Genomic DNA, 17,302 nt, shown 5'->3' with positions numbered 1-17,302 from the left:
TTCTTATTTTCTAAACAATTCGGCTCCCATGATATTCATTTACCTGAAGACGCGCGTGTAAGTCAGCCAGATTATCTCGAGTGATGCCACCACCTGGCATAATTACGATGCGTTGACTGGCATAATCAATCAGTTGGCTTAACCACTCGACATGATCCATGATGGGTGCATCCATGGAACCACCATGGGTCAAGATCCGCTGGAAACCCATCTGAGCGAGTTGATCAATAGCTAGTAGTTGCTGATCTTTAGTCAATTGGTCAAATGCCATATGAAAAGTAAGTTCCGCCTGATAAGTCTTGGCTAAGCGACTTAATGATTCAAGTAAGTCCGTATCTAATTGCTTCCCAATCAGCCCACCACATACTAAACCATTGGCACCGAGTTCGAGGATCACCTTGGCATCATCTAACATGATCTGCTTTTCCCATTGATTGTAATTGAAGTTGCCACCCCGACACCGAGCCATCACCATAACAGGTATCCCTCGAGTTTGGCAATAAGCCAAGCTATGCTCAATCACCCCATAGCTAGGCGTAGTCCCACCTTGGGCTAAGTTGTCACATAGTTCAATTCGGCTCGCCCCTTGGTCAATCTTCCTCGGAATGTCTGTGAAGTTTTCCGCACAAAATTCAAGTTTCATCCAACTCCCCCTATCTACTGCTTCTATTATAATAGTTGTTAGTTAAGATAATAGCCCTAACCAATAAAAAAAGGTTGGTGGAAGTTATCCACCAACCCAAGTCTAATCATTAATTATTTAATTGGTTCCCATTTCCATTCTTTGACTTCTGGCATATCGGTACCATTTTCCTTGATATACTCTTTATGTTCAGCCACTTTACCTTTCATTTCAGCAACAAAGTCTTTGGCTTCTTCACCAAGAACAACGTCTGCTACGTGAGCGGATAGGTTGAAGCGGTCTAGTTCACTGTGAACACGCATATCAAATGGTGTCGTAATTGCCCCTTCTTCACGGTAACCATGAGGATATAAATTATGGTTGTGACGATCAAAGAAGATGTCACGCAATAATCCTTCAAATGAGTGGAAGTTGAAGAATACTGGCTTGTCAGTCGTGAAGACAGCATCAAATTCTTCATCACTTAATCCACGCGGATCAATGTCTGGATGACGTAAGCGGAACAAGTCCACAACGTTGACAAAGCGGATCTTCAAGTCAGGGAAAGCCTTAACCAAGTATGAGATAGCTGCAATCGCTTCAAAGTTTGGTTCAGTACCAGCTGCTGCAATTACAACATCAGGTTCTTGTCCTTCTTCAACTGTTGAAGCCCAATCAATAACCTTATAACCATCTTTCACCAGTACTTCTGCTTCTTCGGCTGTATAGAACTGTGGACGTGGATGCTTAGAAGTAACCATATAGTTGATACGGTTTTCAGAAGATAAGACTTCATCCATCACAGCTAGCAATGAGTTAGTATCCGCTGGTAAGTATGCACGGATAAATTCGCCCTTCTTCTCAGATAAGTGAGTCAATAAACCTGGATCTTGGTGAGTGTATCCATTGTGGTCTTGTTGGAAGACAGTTGAACAACTCATTAAGTTTAGTGATTTATAAGGTTTATGCCACTTGAATTCAGAAGCTTCACGAATCCATTTGAAGTGTTGGGTAATCATGGAATCAACTGTTCTAAAGAAGGCTTCATAAGAAGCGAAGAAACCATGACGACCTGTTAATGCGTAGGCTTCTAATAGACCTTCCATTTGGTGTTCAGATAATTGCGAATCAATGACTCGTCCTGATGGCGCGACGGCTTCATCAAAGTTATCTTTGATTGGTTCCAACCATTGACGGTTCGTCACTTCGAAGACCTTATTCAAGCGGTTAGACTTGGTCTCGTCTGGTCCAAAGACACGGAAGTTATCTGGGTTTTCAGTAATTACATCACGTACATACCCACCCAATTCAATCATGTCTTGGGCTTCACGTGATCCAGGTGTTCCAATGTCTAGGGTGTAGTCCTTCCAATCAGGTAGGTCTAATGGGCGGCTGTCAATACCTCCATTAGTGATTGGATTAGATGCCATTCTCTGGTCACCTTTCGGTGCGAAGTCAACTAATTCTTGAACAGGACTTCCGTCTTCATTGAACAACTCTTCAGGCTTGTAGGACTTCATCCAGTCAATCAAGGCATCGGCTGTATCCATATTGCCAGCATTAACTGGGATTGGTACTTGGTGAGCACGGAAGGAACCTTCAATATCATCCCCGTCCCAAGTCTTAGGACCCGTCCAACCCTTAGGTGTCCGGTAAAGAATCAATGGCCAAGCAGGCATGGTAGCTTCTTCTGCAGAACCTTTACGAGCTTCTTCTTGAATAGACTTGATTTTTTCGATAGCATAGTCTAATTTTTCAGCCATCATAGGGTGGACTTTTTCAGGATCAGTACCTTCAACAACCACTGGGTCCCATCCAAGTCCTTGGAAGTATTTTATTAGATCTTCATTGGATTTACGCTCTAGAATCGTTGGGTTAGAAATCTTTCCACCATTTAAATATAAGAAAGGTAGAATAGCGCCATCAGTGACTGGGTTGATAAAGGTATTAACCATCCAACTACCTGCTAGAGGGCCTGTTTCAGCTTCACCGTCACCTACGACTACTGCTGCAATAACATCTGGATTATCCAGAATAGCCCCACCTGCGTGAGACACAGAATAGCCTAGTTCCCCACCTTCGTGGATGGATCCAGGAATTTCTGAGGTAGCGTGAGATCCTGTTCCTCCTGGGAATGAGAATTTCTTGAAGAAAGTCTTCATTCCTTCTTTATCTTGAGTAATTTCTGGGTAATGTTCCGTCCAAGTTCCATCAAGATAAGCATTCGTTTGCATGACTTGTCCACCATGTCCAGGACCAGAAATATAGAACATGTTCAAGTCATATTTGTTAATGGCTCGGTTTAAGTGTGCATAGACGAAGTTTTGGCCAGCAATTGTTCCCCAGTGACCAATTGGCGTCACTTTAATGTCGTCAGAAGTAACTTCCCCTTCTAGTAGAGGATTATTTCTTAAGTACATCTGTCCAACAGCTAAATAGTTTGCAGCCCGCCACCATTTGTCAACGGTATTTAAATATTCTTTGCTATCAAAATCTGTCATGATTTATGGCTCCTTTATCTTTGTGATGAATTTATTATAGTATAGTTAAATTCATTTGTCAACAGTTGTGACAAATGTCAATATAGTTTCACATATCGGCTGTTTTCCAGCCTTTACGGGACTTGTAATCGTATTCCATTTAGAAATATGGTATATTAAATGGGTGAAGGAGGGACGCCATGGCCATCGACCAAGAAATCGTTAAGGTTGCTACCATGTATTATGAGGAGGGGTTAACGCAAGCTGAAATTGCCAGACAGAGAGGGGTCTCAAGGTCTTTGATAGCCAAATACCTGAATGATGCCAAGCAGGCGGGAATTGTTCACATTCATATCTCCAGTGAGTCTATTCACTCGGTCCGACTGGCCCGGCAGTTAGAGAAGAAATATCAACTCACCAATGCAATCGTCGTTGATTCCTATGACTTAAAAGCAGAAGAAGTCCAACAAATTGTTTCTCAACAAGCAGCTCATTACCTAAACGAACACATTAGCAAGTATCCCAAAGTTGGGGTCTCATGGGGGCGCACCTTGAGACGGGTCATTGATGCTCTGCCCTATCAAGATCAGGGAGGATTGACTATTACACCACTAATTGGTGGTCTGAGTGACCAATACTTTGACATCCAATCTAATCAGCTCTGTTATGATTTAGCGCGTAAGACAAGAGGACAAGCCAGTTACTTATATGCGCCGGCCCTGGCAAAAAATCATCTATTATATGACGAATTGATTCACAATAGTGCTATTTGTGCGACCCTTCAATCAGGAAGAAAAGTAGACCTAGCATTAATTGGTATATCATCTTTACATCAGGAAAACAATATGTTGCGCATTGGCTATATTAATCAAAATGATGTTGATCGCCTGGAGTTAGAAGATGCAGTCGGTGTGATTAATTCGATTTTCTTTGATAGAAACGGAATGGCTGTAGATGATCCGATTAATAAGTCGGTTGTTGGCTTACCTCTTGATGCCTTCATAGATATCCCTGAGGTCATGGCTGTGGTTACGGGCGACCAAAAAGCTTTAGCCATTCACTCTGCATTGAATGCCAATCACATTTCGATCCTTGTCACTACTGACACGTTAGCTAGTAAACTGTTGACTCTATAAAAAATAATAAGGAGATTTATTATGCTTGAATTTATTGCTTCTGATATGGATGGGACCCTACTTGATCAAACACTCGAGATCCCTCAAGAAAATATTGATGCCATTATGCATACCTATCGACTAGGTATTCCCTTTGTCGTCTGTACAGGTAGAAATTTTACTGAAGCTAAGGTACCTCTGGATAATGCTGGTATTCGTTGCCCAATTATAGGCCTAAATGGCGCGATTCAGTTTGACCGCGAGGGTAATGTTGAATTTGAAATTTCTATCGATGACCAAGTGGCGTTAGAATTGATTGATTATGGAACAAAACAAGGCTTCTACCTCGAAGCTATGACTTCTAAGAATGTCTACTCTAGTTCGAAGACAGAGCGTATTAAGATGATTTCTAAATTAATTAGTGAGCAGAATCCAGATCTTTCTGTGGATGAGATTAGTCAAAGAGCGACCCAATCACACGAAGTTAACTCGATTGATTACCGAGAAGATCTGAAGAAACTGATAACTGAAGAGCAACAACGAATTGTCAAAATCGTCTATATTTCTGAAGAGGGGCGATCTGCTTTTGAATCAAGTTGGAAAGAAATCGAACAGGAATATGAGGATCTTTATGTCACCAGTTCCTTCTATTACAACCTGGAAATATCGCATAAAGATGCCACTAAAGGCCAAGCAATCAAACGTTATGCTAAAGATCACGGCTACAACCTTGAAAATACAATGACAATTGGTGATAACCTGAACGACCTTACGATGCTTGAAATTGCTGGCTATAGTTATGCGATGGCGAACGCTGAAGAAGCAGTAAAAAAAGTAGCCCAATTCACCACAGCTAGCAACTATGAAGGTGGAGTAGCTAAGGCGATTAATAAGACCTTAGAATTGACTGGAACTGTGGAGGAGTTTAATAAAAAGTAGACTGTACTTTAAAATTTATAAGCTCAAAATTAGGTATTCGATTGCAAATAGAAATCCCGTTATCTTTCATTTTAGAAACAGATAACGGGATTTTTTAATTCCTAAAAAATCTAATTTGCTATGTAATCGGAAAGGCACCAGTAAGTGAATAAACTACAACGAATATTAAGAAGATAGGCCAAAGATAAGTAATATATCTTTTTTGATAGGTTAGAAAGTCCTGCTCTGTTCGATCCGTTAAGATATACAATGCCGGAATTATGGGTGAAATCATCCCAAAAGCTTGAGGCATCATTGAAGCAACAGCTGTCTGAACTCTTGAAATACCAAATTGTTCCATTATTCTTGCCATTACACTTGATATACCGAAGTAATAAGCTTCTTGAGGTAGGAAAACAAGACCAAATATAGTTATAAAACAATAAATTATTATAATCTGATTTCCTAGAAAACTAGGCATAATAGCTGTAGCTCCACTTGCGAGGGCGCCACTCATTCCTGACCCATTCAATATTCCGCTAAAAACACCTGCTCCTAAAGTAGCTAAAGGCGGAAGCATGGCATCTCCAATATAACGACCAATTAATTGATTAATTTCTTTCGTATTTTTAAAGTTAACTGTCATGGCTACAATCGTACCAATAAGGAAAGCAATTGATCCATGCGTTGTCCCGGATACAATTAACCCCAATACAAGTATGGTCCAGCATAAATTGAACCAAAAATATTCTGGCTTTTTCAATTCTTTTTTTCGATTACGAACAGATAAAACCATTTGTTCTTCCTGGGAATTATCTAAGCGTTGGAAGTCATCCGAATGGTAATTTAATCTCTTACGTTCCTGAAGCCCAAAATATACTCCTAACCCGATACAATAGACCAAAGCTAATAATATTCCTGGCCACAAAGCATTAGAAAGATCTACCAGATCAATCTTCACAGCTGAAGAGATTACTGCAGCAGGTCCACCCCACGGTAGCATATTTAGAATAGTATTCGGTCCTATAATAAGTATAGCTAACATCCACAATCTAACTTTATATTGTCGATATAAGTCTACAAATGCTGCAAGTAAAATAATAACAGTGGTTGTCGTATCTCCTGTTGATGAAACAGCAATGGATGTTAATACTGTCAAAACTGTTACTCTAAGCGGATCTGATTTCATCTGTTTGATAAAAAAACAAATAATTGGATCAAATAATCCTATATCTAGCATCAAATTAAAATAGACAATTGCAAATAATATAAGAAAGACGGCCGGAGCTACACCAATATTCAATTGTCCTGAAGCATTATCGATTGAAAAGAATATCCCCTCAAATATCCAAGAGAACAAATCAGACAATCGATACCCACCGATAGCAACCGTCAACAAACCGAAGATTAACGGGACAATAATTAACGATCCAAATACAGTTAATTTTTGTGACAACAGTAAATAGACGAAACACATAATCATCAGTAGACCCATAATTAATAATATCATTTTTATCTCCTTTCTATTATGTGATTCTTTGAACATTAATAATCATAAAATAAACAGCATATTGAGTCATAACACTAATATGCTGTTTTCTTCCTAATTTAATGACAAATCATTCTGAATTTTTCTCAAGGAAGATACAGGTAACTGTCCAGGAGCACTCGCTTCATTTACAGTTCCAAAGCTAGCCGATGAACCGAAAAGCTCACCGCTTACCCTACTAATCATTCCTAGTTGTCCCATTGACATCGTAATTAGGGGTGCATTAGCTTCTTTATATCTTTTATTAGTAGCACTTAAGAGAGTTAATACATCATCTGAATCATTTGGCATGACCGCAATTTTACAAATATCAGCACCTTTATCTTCCATTTCAGTTAAGCGATTAATAATTTCCGCTTCCGCTGGTGTAGCATTAAAGTCATGGTTACACATGATAACTTTGATTCCCTTATCTTTTGCTGCTTTAATTAGTGATGTCACATCACCAGACATAAATAATTCAATATCAATTAAATCGAATTGACCATCTTCAATGATTTGATGATAGAGATTGATATACCCATCATCTGATAACTCTTTGACTCCACCCTCTCGTTTTGAACGAAAGGTAATTAATAGGGGAAGCTGGGTCTGACTTTTAATTTCCTTGCTAAGTGAAGCAACGGCCCCATCTTCTAGAACTTGATCAAAATGATCAATGCGCCATTCAATTAAATCACAATTTACTTGACTAGCATTATTAACCTCAGCAAGCACATCGGCTTTATTAGTAGCAACAATTGGAACAATGATTTTGGGTTGCCCTTCACCAAAGGTACAATTTCCTACAGTAACGGTATTCATATATTCATCCTCCATTTTAAACTTGCGACGTTTTCTCCGTGTCTATAACTTGATGATATCTAATAAATATAATTACCGCTATAACAAATCCGATAGCTGCAATTGAAACTTCAAATAACATAATTGATTGGCCACCAAAATTATTGATCAAACGAGAAGTAATGTTAGGAATGGCATATGATGCGATTGAACCAAATGTATAGAATATACTTGTTACAGTCCCTTTACCTTGAGGGAACATCTCGCCCATGACAGTTAACCCTAATTGCATAACACCACCGGCAGCAAAGAATCCAATTAAAGCCGCACCGATACGTAGCATCGCAGGAGTAGGAATAAAATACATCAGCAAGGCCGCTAATAAGGACATGAAAGTATAGCCTAAAACTAAATTAACTGATCGAATTTTGGTTGCAATCACAGCCGTAACTGCAACACATATTAGTGATCCGATTGAATAGAACTGCATCAGACTGTTGGCAGCATTAGTAGACATACCAGCGACCATCTCTCCATAAGTATTTAAACTTTGTGAAATTAAATAGAATGTAGCTTGGGAGATAAATCCATAAATGACAAAAGCAATTCCTTCAATGTACCATTTAGTTTCAGATTTATAATGAATAAGGGTTTCTGGCTCTTCTTCTACAACGACTTCTTCAGTTCCATCTTTTCCATCTGGGAATGGTAAACGCCACATAACCAACATATTGACAACAAGAGCGATAGCAGCAATTACGAATGACCATCCAAACCACATATTATTAGTAGTTATAATACCGATTATTAATGGTAAAATAAATTGACCAATTTGAACAAAGGCTTTGATTAATACATTTGCAGTTCCTGCATTTTTGGGAAATGATTCCATTAGTGCAGGATAAGTTCCTGAATCTAAGAATGAATTAGCGAGTCCAGCAATTAGCGCGAACGCACTTGCCATGAAAACGCTTCGACTATATACCAAGCCTAAGAAGTATGCAATATAGGTCAGCATACCTAAGTAAGCGAATGGCTTACGTCCAAATTTATCCGATAGTGGACCTGAGAAGACAATAGCAATGAGTCGCCCAATACCTAGCCAACCAATAACACTGAAAACGCCTTGTAAGTCAGTATTCCATTGTTCCATCAGTACGTTTTGGTTTTGTGATATAATTATGACTCCAATACCATGAATAATATAGTTGAAGTAAAGGCTTAAAGCCGTTGGAAGATACCTATTATTACGCATTTTTTCTCTCCTTGTTTGATAATCTAGTCATTAAAATAATAAGTCTTTAATGTAGTCAACGGGCATTTCTTCACCACAAAATAGTTTAAATGCGGCAGCACCCTGGTAAAGCATCATACCTAACCCATTAAATGCTTTTTTTGCACCATTTTCTCTAGCAAATTTCAATAGTTTTGTCTCAGCGGGCGCATATACGACATCAAATACAACTAAATCCTCTCTGATTACTTCAGGATCATTAATTAAGGATAAGTTTTCTTGAGGATGCATTCCAACACCTGTAGCATCAATATAAACGCTACTTTCAGCAATTCTGCGCTTAAATGTTTCTTGATCTTCTAATCGTTCAACTGTGGCGTGACACTTTGTATTTTTATTTATCTTTTCTCCCGTTAATAAGGCATTTTCCCAATGTTCATCATCTTGGTTAAAAATGTGAAGATTTTTAATGCCATCCAGTGCACCTTGAATCGCTACGGCCGTACCGGCCCCACCAGCTCCTGCAATAGTGATTGTTTGGCCCTCTACTGGAACACCTTCTTCTCTCAATGCTCTCATCGCCCCAATACCATCAGTATTATAACCAACTAAATGCCCTTTTCCATCAACATTAGTTACAGTATTTACGGCACCAATTAGTCTTGCGCCTTCAGACACCTCATCTAAATAATCGATAATCTTTCCTTTGTTCGGCATTGATATGTTAGATCCTCGGATGCCCAGTGCACGAATTCCTTGTACTGCATCTTCCAATTCAGAATTGGTCACATCAAATGCCATGTAAGCATACGGTAAATTGAGTTTGGCAAAAGCTTCATTGTGCATAGTTGGCGATAAACTGTGACGAATAGGATATGCTAATAATGAAATTAAATAGGTATGTCCGTCAATTCTTTCAGTAATTTTACTCATGATTATTTCCTTCTTTCTTATTTTATCAACTGATTATTTATTGATTCTGCTGCTTTTTTACCTGAGGTCAGTGCCCATGCATTATTGGCTCCTGACGGAGAATCTGTCCCCATAACACCACCAACTACCTCACCAGCAGCATAAAGATTCTTAATACTTCTTTGATTCTTATTTTGAACTTCTAACTTGTCATTTACTAACAATCCTCCAAGAGTCGTCGCAAATCTTGGTTTCTGTTCAATTAAATAATAAGGTCCCGGGCCAATTTCCTTTTGCAAGTATTCAACTGGTCGATCAAAGTCTGGGTCACTTTGACCTTGCACGAATTGGTTAAATTGATTAACAGTATTTGTCAAAGTTTCATTCGAAATATGTGCTTTCTTAGCTAATTCGCCAATTGAATTTGCTTTTATAAATTGAGGAGATTTACTATCTTCTTGCTCTAGCCAGTCCTCCAACTGTTTAGAGGTGATCCCTGCTTCTGCAACGCCATCTCTAAATTTTTCGAAGGCTTCCTGATCTAATAACAGGTAGAGTACTTGCGGATCTTGCTCTAATAGTACAGTTAAGATGTCTTTATTAGAAGCTCTTTCATTAACCACTCGTTTTCCTTCGCGATTGACTAATATCGCATTCTCTTTAAGAACGCGCAAGTTTCCGTCAATCGTAGATTTAGCGATACCCGGTGAAATCTCAATCCCATTAGGGTAGATTTTTCCATACGGCATATTGATGGTTTCTGCACCAATAGACAAAGCAATGTTTAATCCATCACCAGTGGCAGATTGAGGCCCGTAATATAATACAGATTGTAATTCATCCGTCAGAAATTCTTTATTGTTTCCATATCCTCCAGTAGTGAGAATAACAGCCTGAGAATGAAGTTTGAGAGTCTTGCCATCATCTTGCTTACAGATTACGCCTGTCACATGATCGTCATCGGTCAACAATTCTATTGCCTGAGTTTTCTTGAATAATTCAACGTTTGATTGACTTAATTTGGCTCTTGCAGATGCAGCAAATCCAGGGCCACCATTTTGATAGGCTAGTTCACGATTATTTTGATACTCTGCTAAGACATGTAAGCCACCATCCATATCATATTGGATGCCCACATATTCATTCAGCCAATCCGTGGTCGGGCCGACTTCCTTAGCAAATAACTCTAATAATTCTTCAGAGTTTTCGTTGTTACCATTTGCCTTGAAGTCGTCAATCATAGATTGAACGCTATCATCAGTAACCCCTGATTCATTCTGAAGTTGTGATCCCATCACCACTTGGTTTCCACCAGAAATGGAGATCGCGCCACCGACAAAACTTTGTTTCTCAATTAAGGCCGTATGATAACCCAATTGGTCTAATCTTAAAGCAGCAGCTATACCAGCAGCTCCCCCGCCTATGACAACTGCATCAAAATTTAAATCTTCTATTTCATTATTAACAACTTTCTTAGGTTTTGGTCTCCCCTTAATCACTTCCACAGCTCGAGGTGAATCACTAGCTTGCTTCACCGCTTCACTGACACCTTCAATCAATCCTTTACTAGTGGTTGAAGCTCCCGATATGGTATCAATATTCAAGGTTTGATAATCGATAATTTGTTGTGGAATAACCTTAAAGACCTCATCGGAAAGTCCATCCGATTCCTGGGAATTCTCGACACGAATCGCTTCAATCCGATCAGCTGAGAATTCAACTTCCATCGGTAACTGACCATTGTGTCCGACAGCCGTAGTATGGTAGACACCAGGGGTAAATGTAATTTCTTCCTCTTTGTTTAGATCATTTGAAACACTCGCAAAGCGAATGAAATTATCAATACAACTTTCCAAGAAGTTAATCGTGCCTGAATCTTTAATGTTGCCCTCTTCGTCGAATGCGTTTTGGGCATTCCCCATCAAAAATTCATTTCCGGGCATGACATTAGCAAATAATCCTGGCGAATCTAGCACTTGTCTCAAATGAAGTTGAGACCTTGATGTACCTTGTCTTCTTGTAGAAGCACCAACAATCATAACCGGTTTTCCTTTAAAAGGCGTCACTTGATGTGATAACCATTCTAAGACGCTCTTTAATGCTGAAGCTAATGAATTAGTATACTCCGGACATGAAATAATAACGCCATCAGCATTTTCTATTTTATCCGCTAATTCTTGCACAATTGGGATAATATCCGATTCATCAAACATAGGAATATCCTTAATTTCAGCTAATTCTACGTTTACTTTATCTTGGAAGTGTTTAGCAATAAATTGCAATAATAGTCGATTATATGATTTCTCGGCATTAGACCCTACCAGAGCAATGATATTTAACACAATTAAGATCCCCCTTTACATTTCTATAGAATTAACAGTTTGGACAAACTTGAGAAATCGTTCGAACAACTCTTCAAGTTCTTCTTTAGCTTCTTCGTCAACCATGTCATTCTCTTCGTTAAAGGCTTGTGCAATATGGCCTAAGAAGTAATCACTTGATGGCATAACTATCGCTCTTAGATCCCTCGCATCAAGAATTTGTCTTAATTGAATCTGAGCTCTAGAAGCACCAAGAGTGCCATAGGAACCACCAATAATAAGGACCGGCTTATTTACTAAAGCCTTTGGAGGATAAGCTAACCATTCTAATACACTTTTCAATGCTGCTGGTATTGAATGATCGTATTCTGGTACTCCAAAAATTATTCCATCAGCCTCTTGAATTTTCTTTTGAAGTTCAGAAATCTCATCAGGCAAATCTACTTTTGGATCGGGTTTATTGAATGCTGGTATGCCTTTTATTTCACATACATCAATAGATGCTAGGTCTTTGAAATGTTCTTTCATAAAATACAGTAATTTTCGATTATAAGATAAGTCGGCAGCTGTGCCAACAATTGCGATTAACTTCATTTAATTCCTCCTAACTCTTTAACTTTGAGATAATTATAACATTCACAATAGCATAAGACTAATTAATCTTTTTTTCACGATCAATAGATATTTTTTATAGGTAATGATAAAATGGTCTTATAAGCATATTGTCAATAGTTTTGAACGGAGATGAACTAATTGAATCTAGACCATTTGAAATATTTTTTAGTCTTAGCAGAAAATGAACATTACACTAGAAGTGCCCAACAGTTAAAAATCACGCAGCCTGCCTTAAGTTACGCCTTGAAGCAAATTGAAGATGAATTAGGGGTCAAACTATTTGAACATAAAGGCAGAAACATTCAATTAACTGAAATTGGTAATACATTTTATGAATCTGTCTCCATTGCAATCGAAATGCTAGAGTTCTCAATCAAACAAGTTCATGACTTGAAGGATGGAGGTGGACATATAAATATAGGGCTATTACGTGAACTAAGTATCGAAAGTGTTCCAGGAATAACTAGACGATTCCTCGATATTTACACTGGTATTTCTGTAGATTTTGATACAGATTCCGGATTAAGTAAGGATATTTTGCAGAATTTATTGAATAGACGCTACCATGTTGCCTTTTGTTCAAGACTTAATGAATATAATGATGACATTGTTTATGTGCCCATTAAAAATCAAAACATAGTTCTAATTACACCCTTAAATCACCCATTAGCTACTCGTCAATCAGTTAAACTTGCTGATACAATCGTTTACGGTCAGATATTTTTTTCAAAAGATGCAGGAGCAAGAACTGTTATAGAGCCCTTATTTAAACAAAAAAACTTGTCACCAAATGTTTTATATGAACTTAATGAAGATCAAAGTATTGCTGGACTAGTTTCAAATGGTTTTGGTATCGCGATCATGCCCCATTTCAGCCATTTAGATAGATTTGAAGTAGCTCAGATCCCAATTGATGATATTGATTCCAATCGGTACTACTACTTCTGCTATCTTAAGAATACTTACCAAATCCCAGCTGTACAAAAATATATTTCTTTTATTGAAGAAAACTTTTCACTCAACATTAATTAAATTATGCCTTTATTAATTAGCATCTTTGTCACTTTTAAGATCCTATTTTATAAATCAATCCTTTTTTCTAGGCTACACTTCTAGGTTTCATCTTTAATTACATGAGTTCACCTAAAAAGATAATTTGCTTTCATTAATTTTATTAATTAGAATATAAATAATAGTTTAGGAGTGATAATATGTTTGATCTAACAAACCGTGTTGCAGTAGTAACTGGTGGCGGTAGCTGAATTGGAAAGCAAATGGCTTTAGACCCTTTCAAAACAAGGGCAAAGTTAGCTATCTTGGGGCGAAGATTAGAGGTATTAGAGAAAGCGGCAGAAGAGATTATTAGTGATAGCGGGGGCGAAGTTTTGCCAATTGCTATAGATGTGACTGATGTGAACCAAATCACGGAAGCTCATACAAAAAATCAAGATTGAATTAGGCTCTGTTCATATATTAGTTAATAATGCTGGCGGGGGTAATAATGCCCCTTTGAGTGAAATAACCAATGAGGCATGGCTCAAAACGCAAAACCTTGATGTAAATGGTGTAATGTATATGACTCGTGAAATTGGTTCCAGTATGGTTGAAGCACGTTATGGAAGAATTATTAATATTGCTTCCATCTTAGGATTTGGTGGCTTAGTTGAGCTCCCAATTATCGATTATGCTACAGCTAAGAGAGCAATCGTAAACTTTACTCGGGCTGCTGCTGCAGAGTGGGCCCAAACAGGAGTGACTGTTAATGCACTCGCGCCAGGATTCTTTGCTTCTGAAGCAAACAATGAAGAAGCTATGGATTTCATGAGGGAAATGATTGAAATTAGAACACCAATGAAGCGTCCTGGTAAACCTGGAGAATTAGATTCAGCGATTGTTTTCTTGGCAGCGGATGAATCTACTTATGTAACCGGGCAGATTATTGGCATTGATGGTGGTTGGACGGCGATTTAGTTATTTACTTTAAAGGTGATAAATTTTTAACGAAAAATATAATACAATTTACAGTTGAAACCGGTCATAATATCTGAAGTGACCCCCAAAAAGTTAGCTTACTCAACTTTTGGGGGTCACTTTTTTTATCCTTTTATCTTATTTATTTTTTAACGATTCGATATCAATGTCCCGGAAAGATGTTACTATTTCATCTGCTGCACTCAAATCTTGACTCGGATAATCTGGATTAGCAAAGCCGATACAGTAGGTACCTGCTCGAGAAGCTGATAAGGTACCATTTCTCGTGTCTTCAATCACAACACATTCTGTTGGAGAGACACCCATTAATTCTGCTACTCTTAAAAACACATCAGGTTCTGGCTTCGAATTCGCGACCTCCTCACTACTTAAGAGAATTTCAAAGCAGTCATCAATACCGAGTGATTGCATATTTTGAATAATTTCATCTTTTGTTGAGCTGGAGGCCACTGCTAATCGGAAACCTTCATCTACTAGTTGTCTTACAAATTTAATGCTTCCCTCCACCGCACGAACACCATCTCGACGAATCATCTCATGTCTTTTGAAATCCATCAAATCTATATAGTAATTCACAGATTCTGGTAAATCTAAATCTCTTTTCATTTCACTCCACATGTATTCACCAGTCGTCCCCATAAATTGATACTGATAGCTAATATCCTTATCATAGCCTGCCTCTTTAAGAATCTCAGTCTTGGATTCAAGATAGGTATATTCAGAATCAACTAAGACTCCATCCATATCAAATATAACCGTTTTCATAATACCTCCTAAAAAAAGCCGTTCTTAAAAGAACGGCTATCAAATCTACCCAATCGTAATCTCTGTCCCAACGCTTAATGATGGTAGCTCCTTGTCTTCAACATATAGAGTGCCACCAAGTTCAGCGTCTTTAGACCCATTGAAGCGAATGGTGATATGACCTAAATCTTTCAGGTTCTTCTCAACAACATCGCCTACTGCCGTAATCTGATACTGATCTTGACCAATCTGTAATGTTAGACCTGGTTCGATTGAACCGTTGATATCGTTCACATTAATATTATAGCAGTATTCAGCTAAATCTTCAGGTGCATTTTCACCAAATAAGATCATCATCTTTTCGCCTTTAAATAATTCAGCTTCAGGACCGATGTTAATTACTTTAGTTTGATAAATTGACATAAAATATACTCCTTCTTAACTATATAGACCAAAGCTTGCTAACCAAGCGACAATTACACGTGGAACGCCATTGAAGAATCTTGAATAGAGCACTGCAGGCACCCCTACTTCAACCGTTTCCGGTTCAGCTTCAGCAAGACCTAGCCCCACTGGAATAAAGTCGCAACCGTTTTGCGTATTGATAGCAAATAAGGCTGGAAGCGCTAGGTTTGGTGGGATATTGCCTCGACCGATTTCTACCCCGATTAAGGTTCCTACCACCTGACTAATAACCGCTCCAGGTCCTAATAGGGGAGATAAGAATGGTAATGAACAGACGAAACCAATAATCAAAAGTCCCCAGATATTACCAGCTAGAGGAGCTAAGGTGTTAGCAATCCAATCCCCGACACCAGAACCTTGGATAATACCAATAATTAATGACACAAAAGCCATAAAAGGAATGACGGTATTGAGCATGGTTTGAACGGCTTCACGAGCTGCTTGGTTGAAGACGGAAACAAACTTACCGGCTCCCATCCCAATTTTAGCAATGATGCCACCTTTTTGCTGTTCAGTAATTTTCTTAGAGGTATCGTAAGTTGGTTTCTTCACTTCTTCAGCTTGGACAACTTCAGTAGCCTTTGATTGTTCGGTTACAGCATCAGCGTCAGCTAATTCAATCTGATTAAGTCCAACGTTGGATACGTAAATATCTTCAGTGATGTACTGGGCCAATGGGCCTGCTTTCCCTGTAGGAATGATATTAACGGTTGGAATTCCTTTCTTAGGATAGAGTCCGCATCTTAAGGTACCGCCACAATCAATAATTGCTAAGGCGATTTCTTCATCAGGAATAGAAGTCTTGAAAGCATTTACTGATTCCATTCCAGTTAATTCTTCGATCTTGTCAACGATGGCTGGTCTTTCACCGCCACCGACCACATAGATAAACTTATTTTTTTCTTCGGTTGGTGTAATAGCTAAGGGACCGCCATAACCGCCAGATCCTTTAGAGATTTTAATACTATTATATTTTGTCATGTCAGCTACCCCTTTCTATTCTGTGACTGATTCGACAGACTTGCTCAATACAACACCTTGTTGTTTACTGACACGTTCAGTAAAAAAATCAGTGGTCCATCCACCAATAAAGTTCATTACAAGTCCGACTAGCAAGTAACGGATGGCTAATTCCATTTCATTTAAGCCTAGTGTCATAATTCCTTGAGCGATCCCCATCCAAACAAATAATTCACCTGGATTAATATGAGGAAAGACCCCATTACTTGTATGACAAAACTGCATTTGAGCAGCAATGTAACCTGGCTTATAGAACTCTGGCAGGAATCTACCCATAGTCATAGACATTGGGTTCCCTAACATGAAGGCTGAAACAAAAGGTAGAATCATATAGCGTGTTAAGGCGTTAGAAGCAGAGACTGCCGCTAGTTTTTGAACTCGCTCTTCTCCCAAGAGATTGATAAGAGCATTCATAGCAATTAATAACATGAGTACCAGGGGAACAATTGAGCCCATCCAACCAATAAACGTTTCCGCTCCTAATTGGAAAAGGTTCATGAAACTTTCAGCAAAGTTAATTAACCATTGCATT

At 38.5% G+C, this 17,302-nt stretch carries 17 protein-coding genes; 5 read left to right on the top strand and 12 right to left on the bottom strand.

Going from position 1 to position 17,302, the window contains the following annotated elements:
* Positions 1-10: 10 nt before the first annotated feature.
* Entirely contained in the window at positions 11-643 is a 633-nt protein-coding gene (locus T408_RS0102480; RefSeq protein ID WP_028118541.1) for a copper homeostasis protein CutC, read from the bottom strand.
* A gap of 113 nt (positions 644-756) precedes the next feature.
* The gene (locus tag T408_RS0102475) at positions 757-3,123 is read right to left on the bottom strand and encodes a phosphoketolase family protein (protein WP_035419874.1); all 2,367 of its coding nucleotides are present in this window, start codon (positions 3,121-3,123) and stop codon (positions 757-759) included.
* Positions 3,124-3,302: 179 nt separating this feature from the next.
* On the opposite strand from T408_RS0102475, the gene T408_RS0102470 reads away from it, so the two are divergent.
* Entirely contained in the window at positions 3,303-4,238 is a 936-nt protein-coding gene (locus T408_RS0102470; RefSeq protein WP_028118539.1) for a sugar-binding transcriptional regulator, read from the top strand.
* Positions 4,239-4,259: 21 nt separating this feature from the next.
* Positions 4,260-5,156 carry a Cof-type HAD-IIB family hydrolase gene (locus T408_RS0102465; protein ID WP_028118538.1) on the top strand — a complete coding sequence of 299 codons (897 nt, stop codon included), beginning with the start codon at positions 4,260-4,262 and terminating at the stop codon, positions 5,154-5,156.
* A 118-nt stretch (positions 5,157-5,274) separates the two neighbouring features.
* Here T408_RS0102465 and T408_RS0102460 read toward each other — a convergent pair whose 3' ends face one another.
* From T408_RS0102460 to T408_RS10625, 6 genes are all read right to left on the bottom strand, one after another.
* Entirely contained in the window at positions 5,275-6,645 is a 1,371-nt protein-coding gene (locus tag T408_RS0102460) for an SLC13 family permease (RefSeq protein ID WP_235731613.1), read from the bottom strand.
* 93 nt (positions 6,646-6,738) lie between these two features.
* Positions 6,739-7,488 carry a type I 3-dehydroquinate dehydratase gene (gene aroD / locus T408_RS0102455; protein WP_028118536.1) on the bottom strand — a complete coding sequence of 250 codons (750 nt, stop codon included), beginning with the start codon at positions 7,486-7,488 and terminating at the stop codon, positions 6,739-6,741.
* Between the two features lie 16 nt (positions 7,489-7,504).
* Positions 7,505-8,722, bottom strand: coding sequence for an MFS transporter (locus T408_RS0102450; RefSeq protein WP_028118535.1), 1,218 nt, complete (start codon positions 8,720-8,722; stop codon positions 7,505-7,507).
* Positions 8,723-8,752: 30 nt separating this feature from the next.
* The gene (gene aroE / locus T408_RS0102445) at positions 8,753-9,625 is read right to left on the bottom strand and encodes a shikimate dehydrogenase (RefSeq protein WP_028118534.1); all 873 of its coding nucleotides are present in this window, start codon (positions 9,623-9,625) and stop codon (positions 8,753-8,755) included.
* Positions 9,626-9,651: 26 nt separating this feature from the next.
* Positions 9,652-11,955, bottom strand: a complete 2,304-nt coding sequence (locus tag T408_RS10630; RefSeq protein ID WP_084543873.1) for an FAD-dependent oxidoreductase — start codon at positions 11,953-11,955, stop codon at positions 9,652-9,654.
* A 15-nt stretch (positions 11,956-11,970) separates the two neighbouring features.
* Positions 11,971-12,528, bottom strand: coding sequence for an NADPH-dependent FMN reductase (locus tag T408_RS10625; protein WP_051444745.1), 558 nt, complete (start codon positions 12,526-12,528; stop codon positions 11,971-11,973).
* Positions 12,529-12,687: 159 nt separating this feature from the next.
* On the opposite strand from T408_RS10625, the gene T408_RS0102430 reads away from it, so the two are divergent.
* The 3 genes from T408_RS0102430 to T408_RS10620 all read left to right on the top strand — a co-directional run bounded on the left by T408_RS0102430 (position 12,688) and on the right by T408_RS10620 (position 14,520).
* Positions 12,688-13,581: a LysR family transcriptional regulator gene (locus T408_RS0102430; protein ID WP_028118533.1), complete on the top strand. Its 894-nt coding sequence runs from the start codon at positions 12,688-12,690 to the stop codon at positions 13,579-13,581.
* Positions 13,582-13,823: 242 nt separating this feature from the next.
* Positions 13,824-14,003, top strand: a complete 180-nt coding sequence (locus tag T408_RS12190) for a hypothetical protein (RefSeq protein WP_235731612.1) — start codon at positions 13,824-13,826, stop codon at positions 14,001-14,003.
* Positions 13,984-14,520 (top strand): SDR family NAD(P)-dependent oxidoreductase, encoded by a 537-nt coding sequence (locus T408_RS10620; protein WP_328285591.1) that lies wholly within the window; start codon positions 13,984-13,986, stop codon positions 14,518-14,520. The genes T408_RS12190 and T408_RS10620 overlap by 20 nt, the downstream gene beginning before the upstream one ends.
* A 138-nt stretch (positions 14,521-14,658) precedes the next feature.
* On the opposite strand, the gene T408_RS0102420 is transcribed toward T408_RS10620, so the two are convergent.
* From T408_RS0102420 to srlA, 4 genes are read right to left on the bottom strand one after another with little or no spacing between them, the layout of a single operon-like run.
* Positions 14,659-15,309, bottom strand: coding sequence for an HAD family hydrolase (locus tag T408_RS0102420; protein WP_028118532.1), 651 nt, complete (start codon positions 15,307-15,309; stop codon positions 14,659-14,661).
* A gap of 42 nt (positions 15,310-15,351) precedes the next feature.
* The gene (locus tag T408_RS0102415; RefSeq protein ID WP_028118531.1) at positions 15,352-15,708 is read right to left on the bottom strand and encodes a PTS glucitol/sorbitol transporter subunit IIA; all 357 of its coding nucleotides are present in this window, start codon (positions 15,706-15,708) and stop codon (positions 15,352-15,354) included.
* A 15-nt stretch (positions 15,709-15,723) separates the two neighbouring features.
* Positions 15,724-16,731, bottom strand: a complete 1,008-nt coding sequence (gene srlE / locus T408_RS0102410; protein ID WP_028118530.1) for a PTS glucitol/sorbitol transporter subunit IIB — start codon at positions 16,729-16,731, stop codon at positions 15,724-15,726.
* Between the two features lie 15 nt (positions 16,732-16,746).
* Positions 16,747-17,301 (bottom strand): PTS glucitol/sorbitol transporter subunit IIC, encoded by a 555-nt coding sequence (srlA, locus tag T408_RS0102405; protein ID WP_028118529.1) that lies wholly within the window; start codon positions 17,299-17,301, stop codon positions 16,747-16,749.
* Between the last annotated feature and the right edge of the window lies 1 nt (position 17,302).

The organism is Hutsoniella sourekii ATCC 700629, from assembly GCF_000518205.1.
Classification (GTDB): Bacteria; Bacillota; Bacilli; order Lactobacillales; family Aerococcaceae; genus Hutsoniella; species Hutsoniella sourekii.
This window is presented reverse-complemented; position numbering and strand designations above follow the sequence as displayed.

Bases quoted from the DNA above. Each gene is read 5' to 3' on its own strand.
- T408_RS0102480 (WP_028118541.1), bottom strand. From the start codon at position 643: ATGAAACTTGAATTTTGTGCGGAAAACTTCACAGACATTCCGAGGAAG.
- T408_RS0102475 (WP_035419874.1), bottom strand. From the start codon at position 3,123: ATGACAGATTTTGATAGCAAAGAATATTTAAATACCGTTGACAAATGG.
- T408_RS0102470 (WP_028118539.1), top strand. From the start codon at position 3,303: ATGGCCATCGACCAAGAAATCGTTAAGGTTGCTACCATGTATTATGAG.
- T408_RS0102465 (WP_028118538.1), top strand. From the start codon at position 4,260: ATGCTTGAATTTATTGCTTCTGATATGGATGGGACCCTACTTGATCAA.
- T408_RS0102460 (WP_235731613.1), bottom strand. From the start codon at position 6,645: ATGATATTATTAATTATGGGTCTACTGATGATTATGTGTTTCGTCTAT.
- aroD (WP_028118536.1), bottom strand. From the start codon at position 7,488: ATGAATACCGTTACTGTAGGAAATTGTACCTTTGGTGAAGGGCAACCC.
- T408_RS0102450 (WP_028118535.1), bottom strand. From the start codon at position 8,722: ATGCGTAATAATAGGTATCTTCCAACGGCTTTAAGCCTTTACTTCAAC.
- T408_RS10625 (WP_051444745.1), bottom strand. From the start codon at position 12,528: ATGAAGTTAATCGCAATTGTTGGCACAGCTGCCGACTTATCTTATAAT.
- T408_RS12190 (WP_235731612.1), top strand. From the start codon at position 13,824: ATGGCTTTAGACCCTTTCAAAACAAGGGCAAAGTTAGCTATCTTGGGG.
- T408_RS0102415 (WP_028118531.1), bottom strand. From the start codon at position 15,708: ATGTCAATTTATCAAACTAAAGTAATTAACATCGGTCCTGAAGCTGAA.
- srlE (WP_028118530.1), bottom strand. From the start codon at position 16,731: ATGACAAAATATAATAGTATTAAAATCTCTAAAGGATCTGGCGGTTAT.
- srlA (WP_028118529.1), bottom strand. From the start codon at position 17,301: ATGCAATGGTTAATTAACTTTGCTGAAAGTTTCATGAACCTTTTCCAA.